Source organism: Chryseobacterium sp. Leaf404, assembly GCF_001424145.1.
GTDB lineage: Bacteria > Bacteroidota > Bacteroidia > Flavobacteriales > Weeksellaceae > Chryseobacterium.
The window spans coordinates 218905-245217 of the sequence record NZ_LMQM01000013.1 but is presented as its reverse complement, the minus strand read 5'-3'; the positions used below and the strand labels follow the sequence as shown (position 1 = coordinate 245217).

Below are 26313 nucleotides of genomic sequence, written 5' to 3'. Positions count from 1 at the left end.
TAATCTTTAAATCTAAAAATAAAACAATGTCAAATAAAAATAAATCAAGTAGATTTAATAAAATAACCATCGGTTTAGCTTCTCCGGAGTCCATTTTACAGGATTCCAGAGGTGAAGTTTTAAAACCGGAAACCATTAACTACAGAACGCACAAACCTGAAAGAGACGGTTTGTTCTGTGAAAAAATCTTCGGTCCTATCAAAGATTACGAATGTGCTTGTGGTAAATACAAGAGAATCCGTTACAAGGGGATCGTTTGTGACCGTTGTGGTGTAGAGGTTACGGAGAAAAAAGTACGTAGAGAAAGAATCGGACACATCGGTTTGGTTGTTCCTATCGCGCATATTTGGTATTTCCGTTCTTTACCAAACAAAATCGGTTACCTTTTGGGTATCCCTTCTAAGAAATTAGATATGATCATTTACTACGAAAGATATGTAGTAATTCAGCAGGGTATTGCTAAAAAAGCAGACGGTGCAGATTTCGATCACATGGAATTCCTTACAGAAGAAGAATATCTTGATATTATGGATACTCTTCCTGTTGAAAACCAGTATCTTGATGATGCAGATCCAAACAAATTCATCGCCAAAATGGGTGCTGAAGCTGTTGAAGAACTGTTAAAAAGAATCGATCTTGATGCTTTGTCTTTCGACTTGAGACACAAAGCTCACAACGAAGGTTCAAAACAAAGAAGAACTGAAGCTCTAAAAAGATTGAACGTTGTAGAAGCATTGAGAGGTGCCAATACAAGAATGATCAACAGACCGGAGTGGATGATTATGCGTGTACTTCCTGTAATACCACCAGAACTAAGACCATTGGTTCCATTGGATGGTGGGCGTTTCGCAACTTCCGATTTGAATGACCTTTACAGAAGAGTGATCATCAGAAACAACCGTTTGAAGAGATTATTGGAGATCAAAGCTCCTGAAGTAATCTTAAGAAACGAGAAGCGTATGCTTCAGGAATCTGTAGATTCATTATTCGATAACACAAGAAAATCTTCTGCTGTAAAATCTGAATCAAACAGACCATTGAAATCACTTTCAGATTCTTTGAAAGGTAAGCAGGGTCGTTTCCGTCAGAACTTACTTGGGAAAAGGGTAGATTACTCTGCGCGTTCGGTAATTGTTGTAGGTCCAAACTTACAGCTTCACGAATGTGGTATTCCTAAAGATATGGCAGCTGAGCTTTACAAACCGTTCATCATCAGAAAACTGATCGAGAGAGGAATTGTAAAAACTGTAAAATCTGCAAAGAGAATCATCGACAGAAAAGAGCCTGTAGTATATGATATCCTTGAAAACGTGATGAAAGGTCACCCTGTTTTATTAAACAGAGCACCTACGCTTCACAGACTGGGTATTCAGGCTTTCCAGCCTAAGATGATCGAAGGTAAAGCAATCCAGCTTCACCCCTTGGTAACAACAGCATTCAACGCCGATTTTGATGGTGACCAGATGGCGGTACACTTACCGTTAGGCCCAGAAGCGATTTTGGAAGCTCAGTTATTGATGTTAGGTTCTCAGAACATTTTGAACCCTGCAAACGGTTCTCCAATTACGGTACCATCTCAAGACATGGTTCTTGGTCTTTATTTCATGACCAAAGAATTGAGCTCTACTGAAGATATGAAAGTTTTGGGTGAAGGTCTTGCATTCTACTCTCCGGAAGAAGCAGAAATCGCTTACGCTGAAGGCAGAGTTTCATTGAACGCTAAAGTAAGATGTAGACTTCCTATCAAAGAAAACGGTGAAATCACAACGAAACTAACTGAAACTTCTGTAGGTAGAATCTTATTTAACCAGATAGTTCCTAAACAGTCAGGATATATTAATGAACTTCTTACAAAGAAATCATTACGAAATGTTATTGGTAAAGTACTTGCTGATACAGATTTCCCTACAACTGTGAAGTTCTTGGATGCAATGAAAGACCTAGGGTATTCAAATGCATTCAAAGGAGGTCTTTCGTTCTCATTAGGTGACATCGTTGTTCCTGTTGAGAAAAAGAAAATGATCGCAACATCTATTGAAACTGTAGACGAAATTAGAGCCAACTATAACATGGGTCTTATTACAGATACAGAAAGATATAATCAGGTAATTGACGTTTGGACAAACACCAACGCTGGATTAACTGAAATGATCATGAGCAGAATGAAAGTTGACCAGGGAGGATTCAATTCTGTATACATGATGCTTGATTCTGGTGCGAGGGGTTCTAAGGAACAGATCCGTCAGTTATCAGGGATGAGAGGTTTGATGGCAAAACCGCAGAAAGCTGGTTCTACTGGTGCGGAAATTATCGAAAACCCGATTCTTGCAAACTTTAAGGAAGGTCTTTCCATCCTCGAATACTTTATCTCTACCCACGGTGCACGTAAAGGTCTTGCGGATACCGCTCTTAAGACTGCCGATGCAGGTTACTTAACGAGAAGACTGGTAGACGTTGCACAGGATGTTATCGTTACAGAAACAGACTGTGGAACTTTAAGAGGTACTGAAGTTACTGCATTGAAGAAAAATGATGAGATTGTTGAAAAAATCTCTGAAAGAGTATTAGGTAGAGTTTCATTACACAATATTTATGATCCTGAAACGGACGAGATCATCGTTAATGCTGATGAGGTAATCATTGAGGCTTTAGCCAAAAAGATCGAAGAAGTAGGATTGGAAGCTGTAGAAGTACGTTCACCACTTACTTGTGAAGCTAAAAAAGGTATCTGTGCTAAATGTTACGGTAGAAACCTTGCTACAGGGAAAACCATTCACATGGGAGAAGCTGTAGGGGTAATTGCTGCACAATCCATCGGGGAACCGGGAACTCAGCTTACATTGAGAACCTTCCACCAGGGTGGTGTATCTACAAACGTATCAGAAAATCCTTCAATCTCTGCAAGAAGAGACGGTATCGTTGAGTTGGATGAAGTAAGAACAATTACTTCTGAAGACGAAAACGGAAACACTGCGGAAGTAGTAGTATCCCGTACAACAGAATTCAGATTGGTAGCTGATAACGAAGCAAGAACGCCATTAATGGTAGCCAACGTACCTTACGGTTCGCAGTTACTTGTTAAATCCGGTGATAAAGTGAAGAAAGGTGATATCATTGCAAAATGGGATCCTTACAACGCGGTAATTATTGCTGAAAATGCCGGTAAAGTAGAATACGAAGATATTATTCAGGGTATTTCATTCCAGCTGGAGATCGATGAGCAGACAGGTTTCGAAGAGAAAGTAATCTCTGAATCAAGAAATAAGAAAGCTGTACCTACATTGAAGGTAGTAGATTCTAAAGGTGTTGAGCAGAAAGGTTACAACTTGCCTGTAGGAGCCCACTTAATGGTAAACGACGGTGAGAAAATTAAGGCTGGTAAAGTCTTAATCAAAATCCCGAGAAAAGCTGCTAAGACCGGGGATATTACCGGGGGTCTTCCGAGAGTTACAGAATTATTTGAAGCAAGAAACCCGTCTAACCCAGCTGTAGTTACAGAAATCGACGGTGTGGTTTCTTACGGAAAAATCAAGAGAGGTAACCGTGAATTGATCGTTGAGGCTAAAACTGGTGAAAGAAAAATTTATTTGGTTAAATTATCCAACCAGATTTTGGTACAGGAGAATGACTTCGTGAGAGCTGGTTCGCCACTTTCTGACGGTTCAGTTACTCCAGACGATATCCTGAAAATTAAAGGTCCTACGGCTGTTCAGGAATATTTAGTAAATGAAATTCAGGAAGTCTACCGTCTTCAGGGGGTAAAAATTGATGATAAGCACTTCGAAATCATCGTAAGACAGATGATGACGAAAGTAATGATTGTAGACGGAGGTGATACTCAGTTCCTTGAAGGTGCACTTGAGCACAAATACGATTTCCTTGAAGAAAACAACAGAGTATTTGGTCTTAAAGTAGTTACCGAAGCCGGAGATTCTAAAGCTTTCCAGCCGGGACAGATGATTACAACCAAAGAACTGCGTGACGAAAACTCTAAACTGAAGCGTGAAGATCAGGCCTTAGTTGAAGTAAGAGACGCTTTACCCGCTACAGCAACACCTGTATTGCAGGGTATTACCAGAGCAGCTCTTCAGACGAAATCATTCATGTCTGCAGCATCATTCCAGGAAACAACCAAGGTTCTTAACGAAGCAGCAGTTGCCGGTAAAGTAGACAGCCTAAATGGTCTTAAAGAAAACGTAATTGTAGGACACAGAATCCCTGCAGGTACAGGTCTTAAAGAGTATCAGAACGTGATCGTAGGTTCCAGAAAAGAATTCGAAGATCTTAACTAATAAAGAGTTCCGTGATTCGGGATGCGGGTATCGTATCCCGGTCCACGTATCTCAAAAATAAATTGAAATATAATATTCAAGGTTGAAACTTTTTTATATTTTTGAGCTTTGAACATTAAAACCTTAAATTTTAAATAAAAAAATGGACAACAATCAAAATCCACAAGACGGAAACATCAACATTCAGCTGAACGAAATGGTAGCTACAGGAGTATACTGTAACCTTGCTTTGGTAAACCACTCTCCATCTGAGTTTGTAGTAGACTTCATCCAGTTGATGCCAGGTGTACAGCAGGCAAACGTAAGATCAAGAGTAATCCTTGCTCCACTTCACGCAAAGAGAGTTTTGGCTGCACTTCAGCAGAACATTACAAACTACGAGCAGCAGTTCGGTGAAATCAAAGAAGTTGAACCTTTCGTATTAGGAGGAGGAAACAACGTAAATGCTTAAGATTGATCTTAATCAGATATAAAGAATACCCTGGCGCAAGTCAGGGTATTTTTTTTGCCCGAACATTTCCGTAATTTTCATTTGGGCGCCAATTTCCGCCCTCCACTCCCGCTTTTTTGCTCGTCGTACCTCCGCACAAAAAGAGCTCCGTTCAGGTCGGGGCGCGGGACTTCGCTCTTTCTCAACATCTCATAAAATTCACTATATAAAATTCAAATATCCAAACGTAAAACTTAGGAAAGAAAGATTATTCACATTTTAAAAAACCGCAGGATTCAGTTACAATAACCATCAACGAGACCTCTGGAAATAAAAATGATCCTTATCAAAAGAACCCGCAGGGTTCAATAATCTCCCATCTCCCATCTTCTATCTCCCAACTATTTAGAACAACTCAAAATTATAATACATTAAAAATAATTAACATCCATAATTTTCAATTTTATACCTTTGATTCCGAATTTGTTTGAACTATATGTCACATAATCAGTTTATCGTTGAAAGGTTTGAATTTTTAGGCGCTGATTTTTTAAAAGAAATCAGAAAACATGCTGTAGTTACTCAGATAAAAGCGAAAACTGAAATCGTGAGGGAAGGGCAGAAAAACAAATTTATTCCTTTCGTCATAAAAGGTTCAGTAAGAGTTTTTACGTTGAATGACGGTCGTGAGCTTATTTACTACTACGTCCGGGAAAATGACAGCTGCATGATGACTTTTTCATCCATTTTCACCACTGGCATCAGCAGGGTTTACGCTGTAGCTGAAGAAGATTCAGAGGTTTTACTTATTCCTGCAGATATAATGCAAAATTGGCTGGTTCAGTTTCCCGCCATCAATAAAATATTCTTTCTGGAGTACGACAGAAGGTTCACAGACGTAATGAATATGGTGAACGAAGCTGTTTTTCACAGGCTCGATAAAAGAATCCTCAGTTACATCAAACAGCAGATTGCCATCACAGGAAATCACCCCATCAAACTCACTCATCGGGAGATTGCCACCAATCTCGGTACTTCAAGAGAAGTTGTAAGCAGGGTGCTGAAGAAAATTGAAAACGAAGGTGAAATTTCGCAAAGCAGAGAAGGCATCAGAATTCCTCAGAACGAAAATGTTAGCCTGGTCTAATAAATTTGTTTTAACTGTTTTATGTTTTTGATTGATAAAAACAATGGTATCGGTGACTTTTATCACCAACTTTTAGAATCATAAGTTTCTAAGTTTGTTCTACGAATTTTAATAATTATGCGTATGACAAAAACTTTCCTCCTTTTGTCACTATTTACATCAGGTCTTGCTTTTTCTCAGGATGATCTTTTGAAAGATATTGACACCATTCAGACAGACAATACAGAAATCTCACCTCCGGCATTCAAGGCGCTGCAGATTGTTACGGGGCAATCTACCAAGCTTGCGGCAAAAAAAGAGTGGTACTTTGTAGTAGCACACCGTTTCGGGGATGTAAGCAAAGGTTTTAAAGATTTTTTCGGTCTTGATGACGCATCCACTAAGTTGGGGGCAATCTATGGTCTTACAGATGCAGTTTCATTAAGTCTTTCTAGAGAAACCAATCTTAAAACTTTTGAAGGCGCCATAAAGTACAGATTGGTGCAGCAGAACGCAAAATTTCCTGTAGACATCGTAGGTTACAACGTAGTGGCAGTAAATACAGATTTAAGTAAAGACAACTATCCCGGTCTTCGGTTTTCAGACCGGATTTCGTATTTAAGTCAGGCTTTGATATCGAGAAGATTTAATGAAAACTTTTCCCTTCAACTTACGCCGTCTTACGTTCATAAAAACCTGTACGAACCGACAGTTGAAGATAAAGATCAGTTTTTTACAGGTCTTGGCGGCCGTTATAAAATTTCAAAAAGAATCTCAGTTAATGCCGAATATTTTGTAAACTACGACAGTCACAGTTTCTACAAAAACCCGCTCTCAATAGGAATGGATATCGAAACCGGCGGTCACGTTTTCCAGCTTTTATTTTCAAATTCCCAGCTGAATTCAGACATAGGATATCTAACCAATGCGGCAGGAAAATGGGAAAAAGGACAGATTTTTTTTGGATTTAACCTTTACAGAGTTTTTTAGATTATGAAAAAAATAATGTACATCATCTCGCCGGCAATACTGTTTACCGCATGTGAAAGCCGCACTTATGACGAGATTTCAGATAAAACTCCGGTTGCAGCTGTGGTTACCTACAACAAAGATATCAAACCGATTTTCGATGCCAATTGTATCAGCTGCCATTCTGCACAGGGATCTGGATTTTTTCAGCCATTGACCAGCTATTCTCAGGTGAAAAATAATATAGACAACATCATAGTCAGAATAAGCAAACCTACAGGAGATCCGCTGAAAATGCCTCAGGGCGGAAGTCTTTCTCCCACACAAATCTCCATCATCACCAAATGGAAAGCCGACGGGCTTGCCGAAAATTAAAATTAAATTATTATGAAAAAACTGATATTCTTTTGTGTAGCCTTAGGTTTTGCAGGTACAGTTTCTGCTCAGAAGTATTCAACAAAAACTGGGAAGGTCACCTTCGAGGCTTCTGTGCCTCTGTTTGAGGATGTTTTTGCGCAGGACGACAGCAATATTGCGATCATCAACGCAGATAACGAGGATTTTGCCTCAGTTTCCACGGTGAAAAATTTTCATTTTAAAGTGAAACTGATGGAAGAACATTTCAATGAGAGCTACGCCGAAACCACAAAATATCCCAAAGCAACTTTTAAAGGGAAAATTACAGGCTTCGACAAAACAAAACTTACAGCCTCACCACAGAAATATAACGTTCAGGGAACACTTAATTTCCACGGTGTAGACCGAGCAGTAAATTCCACTGCAACGGTTTCTGCAAAAGACGGAAAAATTTATATGCAGGGGAAATTTGTTGCAAAACCTGCTGATTATAAAGTAACCATTCCTAAAATGGTTATGAAAAAAGTGGCAGAAAGTGTAAATGTAGAATATAATTATGTACTGACTAAATAATGAAAAAACTGGCTTTAATACTTAGCTTCTTTCTGAGTTTCACTTCAGTGGCAGCTCAGGAAAAATCAAAATCGATATTTGATGTTGCAAGAAGCGGAACCGTAGCGGATGTAAAAGAATTAATGAAAAGTAATCCGGATATTATCAACGAGACAAATGAAAACGGTTTTTCTCCTTTAATTTTAGCTTGCTACCGCGGCAATATTGAGGTGGCTAAATATTTGATAGACAACGTAAAAGACCTTAACTACAAAAGCAACGAAGGGACAGCTCTGGCTGGTCTTTCATTCAGATACAATAAAGTGCTGGCAGAACATCTGTTAAATAAAAAGGCAGACCCAAACATAGCAGATTCTACAGGTACAACGCCGCTTTTCTGGGCTGTAAAAGCAGGAAATACAGAACTTGTACAGATACTGCTGAAGCATAATGCAGATAAAACAGTGAAGGATTCAATGGGAATGACGCCTTTTGAATACGCGCTGAAAACCGACAATAAAGAAATTATCAACCTTTTAAAAAATTAAAATATATGAAGAAAATTTTACTCATTTCGGGCTTGGTACTGGCAACAGTAGCTCAGGCTCAGTTTTCGTCAGGTACAGTTAATTTAACTGCGGCGGCTATGACCGTTAAGTTAGACACCAATGCTTCTACAGCTACCATTACTTTAATTGGCGACAGCAATTCTATGATGGGAATTGGTTTCGGAAACTCCGGAATGGCGAGTGGTGCAGACGGATTTATCTACAATTCATCAGCAAACAGAGATTATACTTTTGGAGGATTTACAGCTCCCTCTCCAGACCCATCACAAGACTGGACAGAAACATCGAATACCGTCTCAGGAAGCACACGGACCGTGTTAGCTACAAGATCACTCGCTGGCGGAGCAGGCGATTTTGCCATCCCAAATGCTGCGGGAACCATCAGTATTTTCTACGCCAGAACGGGTGGAGGAACAGGAATCGCCTATCACAGTGCCGGTACCCGTGGATACGCATCTCTAACGATGGCAGGAGTATTGGCCACATCCGATCTAGCTGCAGAGAGCAAAAAAAATGTTCTATATCCTAATCCTGCAAAGGAAAGTTTTGGTTTTAAAAACCCTGAAAAAATCACTTCCTTAGAAATTTTTGATTCAACAGGAAGAAAAGTTAAGGAAGTACACAAAAACTTAGAAAACATCAATATTTCTGATTTCAAATCCGGAAGCTACTACATTGAAATTCTGATGAAAGATGGAAGCCAAACCTTCGAGAAATTGATTAAAGAATAAATTTAAAGTAATTAATCTGAATTATAAAATCCTGGAAGCTGTAAAGTTTTCAGGATTTTTATCATAAAAAAACTAAATACTGGCTTAGTAAAGTAAAATCGCACTTCTTCAAGATATGAATCATCAAGAAGTTTTATGATTAGAAGTATTTCGATAAATTTACTCAAACATGCGTGCTGGATTTTTTATAAAATTTACAAGATAAAACTTATTATAGATTATGATTATCGACCACAAAAAATATGATTTATTCGGAAAACCTTTATTGCACAAACTGGTTATAAAATCACCTTTTAAATTTGATTTTCCTATTACGGATAATGCCTGTTTTTTATACATGCTGGAAGGTGAAATACAATACAGACTGGACGATGAAAAAATAAATCTCCCGGGAAAACATTCGTTATTCCAAAATTGTATAAACTCCGATAAACAAATAAGTAATGAAGGCTTAGAAAGCAGTAATGAAATTGTGATTATTAATTTTCATCCTGATATACTCAAGAAAATTTACGATAAAGAATTACCTTTACTACTTAAGTCACAAAAAAAAATAGTTTCAAATAAATCAATTGAGAAAATAAACAATGATTTTTTAATTCAAAAATATATTGAAGGATTACTGTTTTATTTTGAAAATCCTTCGTTGGTCAATGAAGATATTTTAGTTCTGAAATTAAAGGAAATTATACTTTTACTTTCACAAACAAGCAATGTAGAAGCCATACAAGTTATATTATCACAGCTTTTTTCGCCAACTACTTATACTTTTAAACAAATTATTGAAGCTCATCTGTTTTCACAGTTAACGATTGACGAACTTGCACATCATAATAATCTTAGTGTTTCATCTTTTAAACGAGAATTTGCAAAGCTTTACAATGATACTCCCGCCAATTATATGAAGACCAAAAAGCTTGAAAAAGCTGCCGAATTACTTTCGGTTTCTGATGAACGTATTTCTGAAATTGCCTTCGAATGCGGATTCAATGACATCGCTAATTTCACCAGAAGTTTCACCGAAAAGTATAGTATTTCACCTAAAAAATACCGTTTGAACCAAAAAGATAAATAATTGAGCTGATTTGCAAAGTCCTTTTTTTTAATCTGTCACAATTTTGCAGCGTTAATCTTAACAAGCAATTTTATAATAACAAAACAAATTAAAAAAATACTAAAATGGGACTATCAAACTTAGGGATTTTTCACACAGTGATTGGCGTTGTTGCCATTTTATCAGCGCTAATATCATTTATCAGATACGGTAAAATTAATTTGAAACATATTACAGGTAAGTTATACTTTTATTTTACCATTATTACTTCGCTTACGGCATTAGGAATTTCTAAACATGGTGGTTTTAATGCAGGACATGCACTTTCACTAATGATTTTGATTCTTGTAACGGTTGCATTTTTTCTTCACAGCAAAAAAGGAGGAAATAATAAAGCACGCTATTTTGAAAATTTTCTCATGGCTTTCAGTTTTCTTTTGTCAATGCTTCCCACCGTCAATGAAACACTTACCAGAGTTCCGTTTGGGCATCCCTTAGCGAAAGACATCAATGATCCTCTGATTAGTAAAACCTTGCTTATTATTTTTATACTTTTTATTGTAGGTTCTGTTTATCAGATTATTAAGCAAAGAAAAATTAATAAATTAGAGACAAATTCGATTGAATTTTAATAAAAGTAAACATTGTAGTTGTGTTCATTAAATTAATGAGCACTTTTTCGTTTATAACGGATGAATTTTAAGATGAGTGAAAATTAGAAATAATATTTAAAATTATTTTAATCAATAAAACTTTTCTTTCATAAATACAGAAAGTAACTTTGCCGAAAATTTTAAATAATGCTGCTAAGATTACCATTATTGCTATTGATTTTTTCTTTGACCATTTTTGCTCAAATAACAAAAATTGATACTGCACAAATTATTATACCCAATAGATTCAACAATACTGATGCAAAGTCAAAGCCTTACGTGATTATGATTTCTGCAGACGGTTTCAGATATGATTATGCTGAAAAATACGATGCGAAGAATCTTTTGAAATTTTCAAATGAAGGCATTCAGGCTAAAGCTATGATTCCAAGTTATCCCAGTATTACTTTCCCAAACCATTGGAGTCTAGTTACGGGGTTATATCCTTCACATCACGGCTTAATTGATAATTTTTTCCACGATTACAAATGGCAGAAAAACTACGCCATGAACAAAAAAGAAATTGTAGAAGACGGGAAATGGTACGGCGGAACTCCGCTTTGGGCACTTGCAGAAAAACATGGTATGGTAAGCGCTTCGATGCAGTGGGTGGGTTCTGCGAGCGAAGCTGGAGAAAAAAGGCCAACGTATTATTATCCATATCACGAGAAATTTACACCTTCAGAAAAAGTAGAAAAAGTCATCAGTTGGCTGAAACTGCCTGAAGATCAAAGACCGCATTTTATTTCCATATATTTCCCTGAAGTGGATGGGGCAGGTCATCATTTCGGTCCTGAAGCGAAAGAGGCAGAAGTGGCAGTTCAGCTGGTAGACGCAGCGATTGGTGATTTAGTTCAGAAAGTGAAAGATTTAGGTTTGAAAGATGTGAATTTTATCTTCGTTTCCGATCATGGAATGATTCAGGTGGATGGCGGGAACCCTTTGGAAATTCCTCAGATGTTATTTGATAAAAACAGATTTGATTTTTATAATTCTCAGACTTTGCTGAGGGTTTATGTGAAAAATCCTGCTGAGGTGAAAAGGGTGTATAAAGAACTGAAAGCGCAGAAATCTTCAGATTACGAAGTTTATTTAGATAAAAAATTGCCAAAATATCTGCATTTCGCGACTAGAGATGACCGCTACAACAGAATCGGACAGATTTTACTGGTTCCCAAAGCTCCGAAAGTTTTTTTAGAGAAAAATCAGAAAACATCGGTTGGAAAACATGGCTACGACCCAAAACAGGTTCCTGAAATGAAGGCAACATTCTTTGCGTGGGGCCCGGCATTTAAAAATAATCAAAAAATAAATGAATTTGAAAATGTAAATGTCTATCCATTGGTCGCGGAGATTTTAGGTTTAAAAATCAAAGAAAAGATTGACGGAAATCTCAAGATATTGAACCCAATTTTAAAGAAATAAAATACAAGTGCCGACTGAAAATAACAGAGAGTATGATAAAATTCTGTCAAAAATATGATAAAGAAATAAAATCGGCGGGCCTGTGACTCGCCGATTGTGTTTTTAAATTCTAAAACCGGATTAAAAATTTTAATTAAAAATTTGATTTAAAAGATCTAAGAATTAAACTTTTCCGCAAACTCTTGTGCAAAATCCTCCAGTTTCACATTGCCAGCTGCAGGAGAACCATTCGCGATAAAATCTTTCTGCACCACACCGGTTCTGATCCCTCTTCCCATTTCTTCGTACAGCTTTGCCATCTCTGTTGGAAGTCCGGACTGAGACATTGCTTCATAAATCTGCGCATCAGTCATTTCTACCCAAGGCAAGTCTGATTTTCCAACAGCATTTCCTAAAACTTCAGCAACATCCCCAGCTTCACGGTTGTCGCTTACCACATAACGGATTTTCTGATCACTCGATATTTTTGCCAGTTCTTCAGCGGCAGCTTTTGCAATATCTTTGGGATGAACCAAAGGAACTTTAACCTGTGCAGGATAATTAGAACCGATGATTCCTGCATTTTTTATTAAGGGAATGTCATTGTAGAAATTAATATAAAAATTTCCTGCTCTCAGAAAAGTAGACGAAACATTTTCAAGATTACTGTATATCTGCTCAATATGATGAAGGCCTGCAATAGGACCGTTGTCAACCGGAGAATCTGCACCAACGCTGCTCAGCATGACCAATCTCTTAACTTTGGTTTCTGCAACTGCTTCTGCATATTTTGTACCTATAACGATAGTTTTTTTGATGATGTCTGTTGCATCAACCATTGGAGGAGTAATGAGAAAAACTGCATCGGCTCCGCGGAAAGCTTCTTTTAAAAAAACTACATCTGTGATAGAGCCAATCGCAGCACTAGCACCTAAAACTTCAATTTCATTTCTCTTATTTTCATTGCTGGTGATTACGGTAATTTCGTGACCTTCGGTAATCAGATGTTGGGCTAATGGCTTTGCTACATTTCCTAATGAGCCTGTGATAGTAATTTTCATAAGTAAAATATTTATTTTTTTTGTTGATATTTCTGAGAACAAAGTTATATTTGTACTTACTTTTATACAAGTACTTACCCTAAAGTATGTAACGTTATGACTGCAATTAAAGAAAATTCAACCATTCAGGAAAACAGAAAAAATCTGCTGGATCAATGCCCTGTAATGTATGTTATGGAAAAAATAGCAGGTTTTTGGAAGCCGATTAGTTTATTTCAGTTATCGGCAGGGGAGAAAAGATATAGTGAATTGAAAAGAGCAATCCCAGCCGTGACAGAAAAAATGTTGATACAGCATTTGAAGCAGTTAGAAAGTGACGGATTGATCATCCGAACAGCAAAACCGGTTGTTCCTCCTCATGTTACTTACAGTTTAAGTGATGCCGGAAAAAAACTTGCCCCAGTAATTGATGCAATGGCAGACTGGGCTTATAACGATATGGAGCAAAAGTATAATATGGCAGAATAAACATTTCTGTGGAATGAGTTTTTAATACAAAGCATTTGTAAAATCTTAAATTCATTAAAAACAGCTTCGGCGGACTTTTGCAGTCCGCCGAAGCTGTTTTATATTTTAAAAAAAACTTAATTTTTCTTTCCCGCAGCCTGCATAGGATTTACTTTTCCGTTGCCTGCACCTCTCGTTGGGCCTTGCTGATTCTGTTTAAATATCTGGAACTTTGAAGTTTCAGCAGTGCTGCTGTCTGCACTCCAGAAGTTATTATCTGTATCAATATCTGCCGTTTCTCTTAATGGATCAAGCTGTACAGACTTCAGTTTTTTAGCAAAATAAAACGTTTTTGAAACTTTCTGTTCATTTTGTCTCCAGATCTGTGCTGATGTCTTATCTTTTAATTTCGTGCCGTCTTCAAAAGTAAATTCAAGAATTAAAGGCATTACCAAACCGCCTTTGTTGGCAAAATCAATCTGATATGCGGTGATGTTTTTAAGTCTTTCCACATCATTTTTCTCAAGTTTTGAACTTCCGTCCGATTTCGAAGTGTATTCTTTGTCTACATTTACCTTTTCCTGTCCGCGGTCATATCTGTAATAAAAATCCTGAAGATCTTTGTCTTTTTCAACTTCAAAAACGATGGTTTTATCTTCACGGTTTCTGATTTTTGAGATATCATCATATTTATTCTGAATCGGAGCTTCCACTTTATATTTGGTTTCGGATGCAGCTCTTGGCGGCGTATCAAAATCAGGAATTGCCACCGTCACCTTTTCGATAGAAATGTCTACAGGATCAGTTCCGTAAAACCAACCTCTCCAGAACCAGTCGAGGTCTTCACCGGATGCATCTTCCATTGTTCTGAAGAAATCTGCGGGCTCAGGATGTTTAAAAGCCCATCTTTTGGCATACGTTTTAAAAGCTTTATCAAAAAGTTCTCTTCCCATAATGGTTTCACGTAGAATATTCAGTCCTGTAGCCGGTTTTGCATAGGCATTTGGTCCAAACTGAATAATGTTTTCAGAATTACTCATGATAGGTTCCAACTGATCTTTCGGTAGTTTCATGTAATCTACAATCGTCCATGCCGGGCCTCTTCTAGACGGGAATTTATTGTCCCATTTTTCTTCTGTTAGGTATTCTGTGAATGTATTTAATCCTTCATCCATCCAGCTCCACTGTCTTTCGTCTGAATTGATGATCATCGGGAAAAAGTTGTGACCCACTTCGTGAATAATTACGCCGATCATCCCGTTTTTGATGGCTTCGGAATACGTGCCGTCTTTCTCTGTTCTTCCGTAATTAAAGCAGATCATCGGATATTCCATCCCGTTGGAAGCTTCGATCGATTGAGCTACAGGGTAAGGATAAGGAATTGTAAATTCTGAATACGTTTTAATGGTATGAGCAACAGCTTTAGTAGAAAATTTTCTGTATAAACCATAAGCTTCTTTCGGGTAAAAACTCATCGCCATTACTTTATTGTTGTTTTCAGGAATCGTAACTCTCATTCCGTCCCAGACAAATTTTCTTGAGGAAGTCCATGCAAAATCTCTTACATCTTTAGCCTCAAAAACCCATGTTTTTCTTTGCTTTGAATGATTTTTCTCTGCTTTTTTCGCTTCATCCAAAGTGGCAATTTCCACAGGCTCAGAAGCTGTTTCTGCTTTCTGATATCTTGAATACTGAGCTGGAGTAAGCACTTCGCTGTAGTTTTTACATTCACCCGTTCCGCCAATCAGATGGTCAGCAGGAACATTCATTTTAACTTTAAAATCTCCGAAAACCAAAGCAAACTCGCCGCGGCCTGTAAACTGATGGTTCTGCCACCCCTGAAAATCGCTGTACACGCACATTCTGGGATACCATTGTGTGATGGTGTAAAGGTCATTTCCGTCTTCTGCGAAGTTTTCGTAGCCGCCGCGTCCGCCCATCTGCATCCGGTTCGGTATGTTGTAATTCCAGTCTATTTTGAAGATAAATTTTTCACCTTTCTTTAAAATTTTGGGAAGATCAATCCTCATCATCGTTTTGTTGACCGTGTATTTTAGAGGATTTCCGTTGGCATCGGTCACCTTCTCCAGATTTACGCCGTAGCCATTGTCTTTCGCCGGAAGCTCTGAAACTTTCAGCTGCTGATCAGTGGTTGCCTTCGGAAGGGTAGAAGAAAACTGATAATCTGCTTTTTTAACGGTAGACTGTTGGTTTTCATCCAGCTGAAGCCAGATGTAATCTAAATCGTCTGGTGAATTATTGTGATAGGTAACAGTTTCTGATCCTTTAAGATTTCGTTTGTCTTCGTCCAGATAAGCTGTAATATCATAATCTGCCCTATTTTGCCAGTAGCCGTGACCTGGAGCTCCTGATGCCGAGCGGTAAATATTGGGAGTAGGGAGAATGGTACCCAGCTGTTCAAACCTATTCCCGTGGTTGCTTCCCGGATTATTCTGAATATTCTGAGCAAACGCAGCCGAACAGATGGCGGTAGCAAGTACAGTTATTTTGAGTTTCATAGCTTATGCATTAAGAATTTGTAAATATAATAATAACTGTTTGTGTTTTCAACAAAAATTATTAAAACGGAAGCCTCTCTAAAGTCATTTTGAGTGAAAGTGCAAAAACGCCGGACGATACAAAAAGAATCCAGTCTTTTTTGTTTACTTTAAATAGGTTTAATAAGATAAAAAGTAAAATTGAAATTCCTGCAACAATCACAATCTGCCCAAGTTCAAGCCCTACATTGAAACCGAAAAGTGGCACAGCAATGCTCTGGCTTTTGGCAATCATTACTCTTGCAGTGTTAGCAAAGCCTAACCCGTGAATCAGCCCGAAAAATAAGGCTAAATAATAATTGGTTTTATTTCCCGACTGCTTTTTGTTTTTCATTAAAATATTTCCCAAAGCCGTCAGAATAATAGTCAAAGGAATCAGAAATTCCACCCAGTCTGAAGGCAATCTCACAATGTCCAGAATGCTTAAAGCTAAGGTAACAGAATGCCCTATGGTGAAAGCGGTGATTAAAACTAAAATTTTTTTCCAGTCGGAATAAGAGTAGATTGCGATTAAAGCCAGTACAAACAGTTGATGATCAAGTGCATCCAGAGAAATAATGTGTTTCCATCCCAGATTCAGATATAATAAAAAATCCTGCATTTCAGTTTCGTTTTTAAAAAAGCGATTATACAAAAATTATTTTAACTTTGTCTAAATTTCAGTGTCTTGATTGTAAATATAGAATTAGAAAATAAGGAAGATTTCGCATTTATCAAACAGCTTTTAGAGAAAATAAAAGGTGTGAAATCTGTGTCTATTGAAAATGAATATGAGCAGAATGGAGAGTTGCCTGAAAATGTTTTAGAAGCTACTGAGAAATACGGAGCGTCTTTGCGGGATGATGATACGATTTCTAAAGAAGATTTTGTTCGATTATTGATAATGAAATATGCAGGTTGAATTCACAGAATTAACTCAGCGAACTTTGACCCACAAAAAAAATTAGAACTCCTTCAATGAATAAAAAACTCTTTAAATCTCTGCTGTCTGTTGCATTCTGCCTGCTTCTTGGCTCATTTGCCTTGATTCTTACCTCTTTCAGGCATCCTTATCATGTAGGGTCGGTGGAAATCAATCATAATAAAAAGTCTAAAACTTTTGAGATTACCGGAAGATTTTTCATGGATGACCTGGAGAATGCTTTGGGAAAAAAATACGGAAAGCCTTTTCATTTCAATGATCTGAAATTTAAAAATCAGCTTAATGAAGCATTAAAAAACTACAGCGCAGAATATTTTAAACTGAAATCCGACGGAAAATTTTTAAAAGTAAACTTCGTAGGCTATGAAGAGGATCATGAGTCTGTAAATATTTATCTCGAAAGCGAATCTGCAGAACGCCCAAAAAAAGTAGAAGCTGCTGTGAGTTTTCTATATAATTATTTTGATGATCAGATTAATATCGTCCATTTAATCATCAACGGAGAACGGATAAGCGAAAAATTAAGTTATCCTAACCGATATACTTTCGGTGTTTTTTAACCTGATACAACGCAATCGGCTCAACAAAATGTTGAGCCGGATTTTTTTATGCGTATACTTCTTTAAATTTTTCGATCATATGATCCAGATTGTGACGCTGCACATAAACGGTCTTTACTTCCTCATATCGTGGTGATCTATAGTAAACCTCATGGAAATCCATACTTCCATTTCCTACTTTTACGATTTTTTCTACATCAATTTTCAATTTCTTCATTTCTTCTTTGAAATACTGAAATTCATCCTGTATATTTTTCATTTATATATTTGGGTTAAGTTAAAAAATACTCTACATCTGCAAACACCCTACCAAAATAGGAGGGTCTATCCAGAATTCCTGAATAAAGTTAATAAATATTTTAAATAAACCTAATGAATTTTGTAATATATTGTAAAAAATCTTAAATAAATGAAAATTTTATCAAAAACCAGATGAAGAATAAAAAGTTTGAAATTGAAGCAATAATTTTTCACCTTGAAATTACTTATTAAAAAAACTTCTTCAGATTAAGAAACAGCTTTAAGCATTTAAGATTTACCCATTTCGTCAACTTCAGTTTCGTGACGAAGCTGTGCTTTGTACAGTGTAGAATAATATCCGTTTTGATCCAGTAAATCCAAGTGTGTTCCTTCTTCCACAATTTTCCCGTGCTCCATAACGATTATTTTATCGGCTTTTTCGATGGTTGAAAGCCTGTGGGCGATAATAATGGATGTTCTGTTTTTTGTAATTTTTTCTGTAGCCCGCTGAATCAGTTTTTCACTTTCATGGTCAATTGACGACGTTGCTTCATCCAAAATCAGAATTTTAGGATCTGATAAATATGCTCTTAAAAATGAGAGCAACTGTCTCTGCCCCAGTGAAATAGAAGAGCCCCGCTCGCTCACTACATATTCGTAACCGCCGGGAAGCTGCTCAATAAACTGATCTACTTCAATTTGTTTGGCAACGGATTTTATTTTTTCCAAAGTAATCGTGTCATCACCAAACGCCAGATTTTCATAAATACTTCCGTGAAAAAGGAATACATCCTGCAGAACCACACCAATGTGACTTCTCAAATTATAGAGTTCGTAGTCTTTCAAATTAACATCATCAATCAAAATATCACCTGAGTTGAGGTCATACAATCTTGTAATCAAACTGATGATGGTAGATTTTCCCGCTCCGGTTGCTCCTACAATCGCAACGGTTTCGCCGGGATTTACTTTAAAATCTATTCCTTTCAAAACTTCCTGCTTTTCATCATAAGAAAAACGGACATTTTTAAACTCGATCTTTCCGTCAAAATGATCTTTTTCAAATTTTCCGGTATTGGTCATTGCGTAATCTTCGTCCATCAGACCTAAAACCCTTTCTGCACCCACAATTCCCCGCTGGATGTTGTTGAAACGGTCTGCAATCTGTCTTAAAGGACGTATCAGCATTGAAATATACTGGATAAAAGCAATCACAACTCCCGCACTGATGGTGATATAACCGCCGTAAAACAAAATAAATCCTATAAAAAGTGACGAAATCAATTCAACAACGGGGAAGAAGAGCGAAAAAATAAGAACCGTTTTCAACAATGCTGCTTTTAAAGAGATATTAATGTCATCAAACTTTTTAAACTCAGCCCGCTGTCTGTTAAAAACCTGAATAATGGGCATTCCGGCAAGTCTTTCCTGCACAAATGAGTTTTGCGTAGAAGTCCAGTTTCTTTCATCACCAAAAGCTTTTTTAAGTTTTTTCTGAAAAAATCTTGTAATGAAAACCATCAGCGGAAGAATCGCCAGAGAAATATAACTCAGATGAACATCCGTCTGAAACATCATCACCAAAACAAAGATAATCCTCAGAACATCCCCGAAAACCATCAGAAAGCCATCAGTATATACCGTTGCAATAGTTTCTACATCACCCACGGCTCTTGTAACCAACTGCCCAATTGGTGTTTTGTCGAAAAATGAGGTTTTGAAGTAAATTAATTTGTTGTAAAGCCGTTCCCTGATGTCGCGGATTACGTTCTGGGAAATAAAATTGGAGAAATAAACTAGAAAAAAGTTCAGAACCGTTTCGGCGAAAACAAGACCTATCAAAATGTAGATATGCTTCATCATCAAAGCTTTATCCTGAAGTCTGGTGATGTCATTATCTACAATCTGCATCGTAAGATATGGTCTGTACGTAGAAACGACAGATAAAACGATGGAAATGATGAGGGTGAAAATAAACCACGAACGGAACTTCATTCCGATAAAGAAAAGCCTCTTTACAATATCCCAGGTGTCTTGCTTCTTCATTATTTTTAACGAACTGAAAAACTTATTTTAAAATTCTATGCAAAAATAATACTTTAAAACAGGAAAGCACTGTAAAGGTTTCTCTAAAATTTTCAGATTGTCTCTAATTGGTAAAAAATCTCCCGGAATTTAAGCAGGATCTCCTTTACCGATTTCGTCTATTTCGTAAAGAGGTTTTTTAGCTGCCTCAAGTTTAAACTTTTTCTTCAAAAAAAGATAAACAAGATAAACTATTATCACTGAGACAATCCAGCCTAAAAAGTTGACCAGAGAAAAACCGGTGTAATTCATGTTATTTGCTGCAGAAGGGTCTGTAATAATCAGGTAAGCGCCATACAAGACACCGAACATCAGCTGGGAACCGATATAAATAGCAATGGCCAGAACACCGTAGTGCCACTTGGTTTTGCGGTAGGCTTCTGCCAATCCTGCGTAATAACGGTAAGCGCCGATCAGAATAAAAATAGAAAGCATAGCATTAGTTTTGTAAAAAGATAAATTTAGAGATTATTTCCGAAACTTTATCATTTTTCACTCACTAAAATTATATCCTACATCCACCAGATACAGACCGTGCGCTGGGGCAGAGGTTCCGGCAGAACTGCGGTCTTTGTCTTCAATTATTTTTCTTACATCGTCAGGCTTGATCTTGCTTGCGCCTACCTCTACCAGAGTTCCTACGATGGCTCTAACCATATTCCGCAAAAAACGGTTGGCAGAAACGGTAAATTTTAATTCTGAACCATGCTGTTCCCATTCTGCTCTGTATATTGTGCAGTTATTGGTTTTGTTGTCGGTATGAAGTTTAGAAAAACTTGTAAAATCTTCGTATTCAAACAGAATTTTGCAGGCTTCATTCATTTTATTGATATCTAAATTTCTCTTCCACAGCTGCCACGCAGAATCCTGAGTGAAAGGATTTTTTTCCTGAGAAATATAATATTCATACGTTCTGAAAGTGGCATCAAAACGGGCATGGAAGTCATCTCTAACCTCAAATATTCTTTTAACTGAAATATCTGCTGGCAAAAAACTGTTCAGCTTTCTCGTGAAATGAGAGTCTAAAACGTGTTCTGTATTAAAATGGGCAAAAATTTTCTTCGCATGTACGCCGGTGTCAGTACGTCCTGCTCCTGTGGTTTTTATTTCTTCCCTTAAAATAGTTGAAAGTGCTTTTTCTAATTCTTCCTGCACAGAAACTGCATTCGGCTGAATCTGATAGCCAAAATAATTTTTTCCGTTGTATGAAAATTCTATAAAATATCTCAAGATATATAAAGTTTGAAGGTAGGTTTGAAGTTGAGAATTTTAAAATTTGGGTATAAATTTTAAATATCAAAACAGTTCTGCAAAAATACTTCAATTTGACGATTAAATTTTACAGATTTATTTGAAAACTGACTAAAAACATCCCTCAATAGGTTTAAAAATTCTTATTTTTGCCACCGTATGAAATCTCCATTACAAAAATTTTGTTGTAAACACCAATGAAGATATAGCGATAATATATGGCAATTTAAAAAAATAGATATCTACATATGAAAAGATGGTATCTCTATCCTTTTTCTCTGGGTTATCGTGCGGTTACCGGTTTTCGGAACTCATTTTATGATCTGGGGATTTTTAAATCTACACAATTTCGCACACCGGTGATCAACGTCGGTAATCTGTCTGTGGGCGGAAGCGGAAAATCTCCGATGGTGATGTATCTGGCAAAAAGTCTCTCAAAACAGTACAGAACAGGAGTTCTCTCGAGAGGTTACGGAAGGCTGACGAAAGGTTATGGCATTACCAACTACGAAAGCAACTACAAAACCGTAGGCGATGAAGCCATGCAGCTATTTGAAAGATTTAAAAACAGGTTCGTCATAGCTGTTTCTGAAGAACGCGTTCCGGGAGCCAGAAAAGTGATCGAAGATATGGATCTGGATGTTTTGATTCTCGATGATGCATTTCAGCACAGAGCGATAAAAGCAGGATTCAATATTCTGATGACCGATTTTAATGATCCTTACTTTAAAGATCATCTTTTGCCGGCAGGAGATTTGAGAGAATCCCGGAGCGGTGCCAAACGTGCAGACATCATCATGGTAAGCAAATGCCCGGATGAACTCACCGATGAAACCAAACAGTACTACATCTCCAGAATACGGCCTGAACGTGGGCAGAAAGTATTTTTTTCTTCCATAGGATACGACGAAAATGTATACGGAAGAGAAAAAATACTTCCCGATAACAATTTGAATTATTACGACATTCTTCTGATTACAGGAATTGCCAACCCGAAACCTTTGCTGGCTCATCTGGCGAAATTTTCCCAGCGTGTAAAGCATTTGAAATTCAGAGATCATCATAATTTTACAGATTCAGACATAAAAAATATCCTTGCTGAGTACAAAAAACTGGGTGAGTACAGATTGATTTTAACCACCGAAAAAGATTTTGTTCGCCTGAAAACTTTTGATTATCTGAGAGATCTCGTTTACTACTGGCCAATCAATGTTGTCATTGATAAAAAAGAAGAATTCAATCAGGAAATTATGAATTTCGTGAATAAAAGATAAAATCTTATCCGCAGCAACCGTTGCGGATTTTGTTTTGCTCAAAATAGAGTTTCTCAATCTCTCATATTATGTTAAATCATACAGTGTCATCATAAAAATTACGTTTCAATGTTTAGATTTGCATAAAAATTAAATATGAAGCAGTTACTGACGTTCATGATGTTGAGTGTTTTCACTTTAGGCTGTTCACAGCAGGCGCCTGAGGTTTCAAAAAAGGAATTTTCAAAGGAAGCTCTAAGCCACAAACTTCAGGATGAAGATGGGAAATCAATCAGCATTCAGGAAATTTTAAATCAGCATAAAGGTAAAGTTCTGGTCATTGATTTCTGGGCTGGATGGTGCAGAGACTGTCTGAAAGCAATGCCGAAAGCCAAAGAACTGGAAGAAAAAAATCCTGATGTAGATTTTATCTATTTTTCACTCGAAAGATCAAAAGAAGGTTTTGACAGAAGCCTCGAAAAACATGCTATGAAAGACAAAGAAAATTATTGGTTTTCATCTGGCTGGAAAAATGATTTCAACAATTACATCGAGCTGAACTGGATTCCGAGATACATGGTGATTGACCAGACTTCTCAGATTGCAAAATACTACGCCATTTCTCCGGAAGATCCGGAAATTCAGGCTACAATTGATAAACTTTCGAAATAAAGTGGAGGCTGAGGCAAAGGTTTAGGTGAAAAAACAATCAATTAATCACTAATCATCTCAAATTGGGATGATTTTTTTTGCATTAAAATGAAGATTTTTTATCTAAATTTACTTAAAACTAATTTCCAATGATTTCTTTAAAGCAAATGTTCTGTTTTTTGATTTTGCTCTGTTGCGGAAATTATTTTTTTGCACAATTAAATCTCAATCACTTCAATATTTCCCGGGTTTCCCAAGACGATGGGCTTTCGCAAGGATCCAATTATTTTCGGTTTGAAGACAGCAAAGGTTTTATGTGGATTACGGCAAACGATGCACTCAACCGTTTTGATGGCTCGAATGTGAAAGTTTATAACCTCAATTATTACTTTAAAAACTGCCCCAATTTACAGCAAGGTTACGGATTTGCAGAAGACACCAAAAACCTGTACATCGGTTCTACGAGAGGTTTGTACCAATACGATTACCTTAAAGATGAATTTAGATTAATAGAAATTTTCAAAAATTCTAAAACCAAAACCGCCATTCCGATTGGGTTTTTTGATGGGAAAATCTGGTGTTTCAATGAAAATTTTGAGTTGGCAACGTTTGATGTTACTTCCAAAAAAATTGAGAAAATTACGCAATTACCCATAGAACCAATGGTTTCTTTGCATGTTTACGGTAGCAATGGAACCTCGTTTTTTAATCAAATGCCATTTTTTGATAAAGAAAGTAATCTTTGGGGTTTTTCGGGAAACCAAATTGTACGCTATAATATGAAATCGAAGAAAAGCGATTTCCCGCTAGGTAAAAACGATGAAATTATCTATTCATCTGACTATGACAGCGAAAAAAATATTTTATACATAGGCACAAAAAACAGCTTGCTAATCTTTAATCTCAAAGATTTTAGAAAAAAGACAATCGCCGAAATTGATGGTGAAAAACTGAATGCAGTATCTTCTATCGCCCATCACCAAAATGTTTTGGCATTAAAAATAGAAAATAAAATCATTCTTTCAAACAATAGTTTTAATCAAAAATATATAGAAAATTATCGGAGAGCTTACAGTTTGACCTTTGATAAAACAGGCAGACTTTGGTTTTGCGATGATGGTTTGGGACAATCTATTTTCAATTTTGACAGGAAAATTTTAGGCAATTCAGAATCTTTCAGAGACCAAAAATTTTCTTATTTCAAAACGATGGGCGTTGGTAGTTTTGCAGAATTACCCAACGGAAATGTACTGGTTGATAAGAATATGGAACATAACGGATTGATAAATAGTTTGGTGCCGGTTTCAAAAACTAAAACTTTTATATCCAGAGTTTATTTTGATGCACAAAGAAATGGAAATTGGATTTACCAAGAAGGGAAAAATTACCATCAAATTGCGTTTTTAGATAGTAAGGAAAAATTGAAAACCATTTTCAAAATTGAAAATACAAACAATTCTCGTTTTCAATCGATGGCGGTTTTTAAAGATTTTCCGCTAATGCTTTCTTTTTCTAATGGCATTTTTTGGCTGAATGAAAAACAGAAAACAATTGAAAAAATAAAAGCGCTTCCCGAGAAAAATGGCTTTTACATCAACAAAATCAGCCAAAACCGAGTGGCGATAAGTTATCTGAACGGCGATATGATTTTGGCTCAAATAAATCCCGACAAATCTGTTAAAATTTTAAAAAAAATTCTTCCTGGTGTGCAGTCATTTTATCTTCAGGAAGATGAAAAAGCGAATCAATTTTGGGTAGGAACCAACGAAGGTGTTTTTCTTTTAGACAAAAATTTTAAAATCCTCAATAAATTCGACAGCAACAACGGTTTGGCGGGAACTTACATCTACGGAATTTTGATTGACGATGATGGAAACGCGTGGTGCAGCCATCAAAGAGGATTGAGTTCTATCGAAAAAAATACGTTCAGAATCATTAATTATGACCTGGAAGATGGGATTCAGCATTGGGATTTCAACAACCGGGCTTTTTTGAAAACCCGCGATGGAACGCTGTATTTCGGGGGTGTTAATGGTTTTAATTATTTCAAACCGCCCTTGAAAATAAAATCTCATTACCAAACGGAAATTTATTTTGATGAAATTCTTATTAATAATAAAAGAATAGAAGCGATAAATGGCTTCAATTCCATCGAGAAATTAACATTGAAAAATGATGAAAACAATATTAACCTCAAGGTTTTTATTAAAGATTTAGAATTCGGGAAACAGCGGAAATTGTTTTACAGAATAAAAAATAAAGAAAACAAATGGCGAATGATTTTACCGAAAAGTCCGTTGATATTCAACAGTTTGTCTCAGGGAGATTATATGGTAGAATTTGCGATCTATGATAAATTTTCGAACCAATTTTCGGGATTCAAAAAAATAGAAATCACGATAGAAAAAGCCTTTTACGAAACCATTTTATTTTGGATTTTGGTAAGTGGTTTGTTTTTCGGAGGAATTTTTGCGCTTTATGGAAGATGGCGGTTCTTGAAACAAAAAGAATTCTACCAACACGAATTGGATATGGATAATCAGCGGAACAAAATCACCGCAAATCTGCACGATGATTTGGGTGCGACGCTCAGTAGTTTGCAAATAAATTCTGCAATTGCCCGGAAAATGATGACCAAAGATCCTTTGCAAACAGAAATAATACTGCAAAAAATTGAAGCTCAGGCAAAACATATTTCAGAAAACATCGGCGATATTATTTGGAGTTTGAAGCCCGGGAAAAACGAATTTATGTCTTTGAGTACGAGAATTATCAACTCTGCCAATGAAATTTTGGGTCACACAGAAATTCCTTTTCAGATTAAGGTTTGTCCGGAAATTGATCAGGAAATTAAAGATTTTACGATGCGGAAAAATATTGTTCTCATTTGTAAAGAAGCTTTGAATAACATTGCAAAATACAGTGAGGCAACGAAAGTTGAAGTAGATTTAATGAAGAAAAATGAAGAATATCATTTGGGAATTTTTGATAACGGAATTGGTTTTAATCTGGAAAACAAAAAAGGAAACGGCTTGCACAATATGAAAAAACGCACCGAAGAAATGAACGGAAAATTTGAGATTGTCTGCAATCCTGGAACTTTAGTTAAAATTATTATCCCTACAATTAGGGATTGAGAAATCGTGTT

Annotated in this window: 24 protein-coding genes; 17 read left to right on the top strand and 7 right to left on the bottom strand. The window is 36.7% G+C overall.

The annotated features are described in order from the left end of the window. The first annotated feature begins 26 nt into the window (after window positions 1-26). From rpoC to ASG31_RS15270, 11 genes are all read left to right on the top strand, one after another. Window positions 27-4292 carry a DNA-directed RNA polymerase subunit beta' gene (gene rpoC / locus ASG31_RS15320; RefSeq protein ID WP_056034652.1) on the top strand — a complete coding sequence of 1422 codons (4266 nt, stop codon included), beginning with the start codon at window positions 27-29 and terminating at the stop codon, window positions 4290-4292. Between the two features lie 142 nt (window positions 4293-4434). After that, complete coding sequence (locus ASG31_RS15315; protein WP_056034649.1) at window positions 4435-4743, top strand: DUF3467 domain-containing protein; 309 nt, start codon at window positions 4435-4437, stop codon at window positions 4741-4743. Window positions 4744-5218: 475 nt separating this feature from the next. Continuing rightward, window positions 5219-5869, top strand: a complete 651-nt coding sequence (locus ASG31_RS15310) for a Crp/Fnr family transcriptional regulator (protein ID WP_056034646.1) — start codon at window positions 5219-5221, stop codon at window positions 5867-5869. Between the two features lie 123 nt (window positions 5870-5992). Next, window positions 5993-6838 (top strand): DUF5777 family beta-barrel protein, encoded by an 846-nt coding sequence (locus ASG31_RS15305; RefSeq protein ID WP_056034643.1) that lies wholly within the window; start codon window positions 5993-5995, stop codon window positions 6836-6838. Window positions 6839-6841: 3 nt separating this feature from the next. Next, on the top strand, window positions 6842-7192 hold the full coding sequence (locus ASG31_RS15300) for a c-type cytochrome (RefSeq protein WP_231433770.1): 351 nt from the start codon (window positions 6842-6844) through the stop codon (window positions 7190-7192). A gap of 12 nt (window positions 7193-7204) precedes the next feature. Next, complete coding sequence (locus ASG31_RS15295; protein WP_056034639.1) at window positions 7205-7747, top strand: YceI family protein; 543 nt, start codon at window positions 7205-7207, stop codon at window positions 7745-7747. After that, window positions 7747-8274 carry an ankyrin repeat domain-containing protein gene (locus ASG31_RS15290; RefSeq protein ID WP_056034634.1) on the top strand — a complete coding sequence of 176 codons (528 nt, stop codon included), beginning with the start codon at window positions 7747-7749 and terminating at the stop codon, window positions 8272-8274. The genes ASG31_RS15295 and ASG31_RS15290 overlap by 1 nt, the downstream gene beginning before the upstream one ends. A 5-nt stretch (window positions 8275-8279) precedes the next feature. After that, window positions 8280-9026: a T9SS type A sorting domain-containing protein gene (locus ASG31_RS15285; RefSeq protein ID WP_056034632.1), complete on the top strand. Its 747-nt coding sequence runs from the start codon at window positions 8280-8282 to the stop codon at window positions 9024-9026. A 265-nt stretch (window positions 9027-9291) separates the two neighbouring features. Then, window positions 9292-10101 carry a helix-turn-helix domain-containing protein gene (locus ASG31_RS15280; protein WP_231433769.1) on the top strand — a complete coding sequence of 270 codons (810 nt, stop codon included), beginning with the start codon at window positions 9292-9294 and terminating at the stop codon, window positions 10099-10101. A 104-nt stretch (window positions 10102-10205) separates the two neighbouring features. Beyond that, a complete protein-coding gene (locus ASG31_RS15275; RefSeq protein ID WP_056034626.1) occupies window positions 10206-10712 on the top strand; it encodes a hypothetical protein in 507 nt (168 codons plus the stop codon). Between the two features lie 168 nt (window positions 10713-10880). After that, window positions 10881-12158 carry an ectonucleotide pyrophosphatase/phosphodiesterase gene (locus tag ASG31_RS15270; RefSeq protein WP_056034622.1) on the top strand — a complete coding sequence of 426 codons (1278 nt, stop codon included), beginning with the start codon at window positions 10881-10883 and terminating at the stop codon, window positions 12156-12158. Between the two features lie 155 nt (window positions 12159-12313). On the opposite strand, the gene ASG31_RS15265 is transcribed toward ASG31_RS15270, so the two are convergent. Next, window positions 12314-13198: an NAD(P)H-binding protein gene (locus ASG31_RS15265; protein WP_056034619.1), complete on the bottom strand. Its 885-nt coding sequence runs from the start codon at window positions 13196-13198 to the stop codon at window positions 12314-12316. Window positions 13199-13294: 96 nt separating this feature from the next. Here ASG31_RS15265 and ASG31_RS15260 point away from each other — a divergent pair, with 96 nt between their 5' ends. After that, window positions 13295-13666 carry a winged helix-turn-helix transcriptional regulator gene (locus tag ASG31_RS15260; protein ID WP_056034616.1) on the top strand — a complete coding sequence of 124 codons (372 nt, stop codon included), beginning with the start codon at window positions 13295-13297 and terminating at the stop codon, window positions 13664-13666. A gap of 116 nt (window positions 13667-13782) precedes the next feature. On the opposite strand, the gene ASG31_RS15255 is transcribed toward ASG31_RS15260, so the two are convergent. Next, window positions 13783-16164 (bottom strand): M1 family metallopeptidase, encoded by a 2382-nt coding sequence (locus ASG31_RS15255; RefSeq protein ID WP_056034613.1) that lies wholly within the window; start codon window positions 16162-16164, stop codon window positions 13783-13785. A 61-nt stretch (window positions 16165-16225) separates the two neighbouring features. Then, window positions 16226-16804 (bottom strand): HupE/UreJ family protein, encoded by a 579-nt coding sequence (locus ASG31_RS15250; protein WP_056034610.1) that lies wholly within the window; start codon window positions 16802-16804, stop codon window positions 16226-16228. A 66-nt stretch (window positions 16805-16870) separates the two neighbouring features. Between ASG31_RS15250 and ASG31_RS15245 the strand changes: the two genes are divergently transcribed. Together ASG31_RS15245 and ASG31_RS15240 are read left to right on the top strand one after the other, a co-directional pair. Continuing rightward, complete coding sequence (locus ASG31_RS15245) at window positions 16871-17104, top strand: hypothetical protein (protein ID WP_056034607.1); 234 nt, start codon at window positions 16871-16873, stop codon at window positions 17102-17104. A gap of 56 nt (window positions 17105-17160) precedes the next feature. After that, window positions 17161-17685 (top strand): DUF6702 family protein, encoded by a 525-nt coding sequence (locus ASG31_RS15240; RefSeq protein ID WP_056034605.1) that lies wholly within the window; start codon window positions 17161-17163, stop codon window positions 17683-17685. A 46-nt stretch (window positions 17686-17731) separates the two neighbouring features. Here the strand turns inward: ASG31_RS15240 and ASG31_RS15235 are convergent, their stop codons facing one another. From ASG31_RS15235 to truA, 4 genes are all read right to left on the bottom strand, one after another. Then, window positions 17732-17944, bottom strand: coding sequence for a hypothetical protein (locus ASG31_RS15235; protein WP_056034602.1), 213 nt, complete (start codon window positions 17942-17944; stop codon window positions 17732-17734). 269 nt (window positions 17945-18213) lie between these two features. Continuing rightward, window positions 18214-19971, bottom strand: a complete 1758-nt coding sequence (locus tag ASG31_RS15230) for an ABC transporter ATP-binding protein (RefSeq protein ID WP_056034599.1) — start codon at window positions 19969-19971, stop codon at window positions 18214-18216. Window positions 19972-20100: 129 nt separating this feature from the next. Next, window positions 20101-20445 carry a hypothetical protein gene (locus tag ASG31_RS15225; RefSeq protein WP_056034596.1) on the bottom strand — a complete coding sequence of 115 codons (345 nt, stop codon included), beginning with the start codon at window positions 20443-20445 and terminating at the stop codon, window positions 20101-20103. A gap of 57 nt (window positions 20446-20502) precedes the next feature. Continuing rightward, window positions 20503-21243, bottom strand: a complete 741-nt coding sequence (gene truA, locus ASG31_RS15220) for a tRNA pseudouridine(38-40) synthase TruA (protein WP_185113223.1) — start codon at window positions 21241-21243, stop codon at window positions 20503-20505. 266 nt (window positions 21244-21509) lie between these two features. On the opposite strand from truA, the gene lpxK reads away from it, so the two are divergent. From lpxK to ASG31_RS15205, 3 genes are all read left to right on the top strand, one after another. After that, a complete protein-coding gene (lpxK, locus tag ASG31_RS15215; RefSeq protein WP_056034591.1) occupies window positions 21510-22535 on the top strand; it encodes a tetraacyldisaccharide 4'-kinase in 1026 nt (341 codons plus the stop codon). 135 nt (window positions 22536-22670) lie between these two features. Next, window positions 22671-23186, top strand: coding sequence for a TlpA family protein disulfide reductase (locus ASG31_RS15210; protein WP_056034589.1), 516 nt, complete (start codon window positions 22671-22673; stop codon window positions 23184-23186). Window positions 23187-23314: 128 nt separating this feature from the next. Continuing rightward, entirely contained in the window at window positions 23315-26302 is a 2988-nt protein-coding gene (locus ASG31_RS15205) for a histidine kinase (RefSeq protein ID WP_056034586.1), read from the top strand. Window positions 26303-26313: the final 11 nt, after the last annotated feature.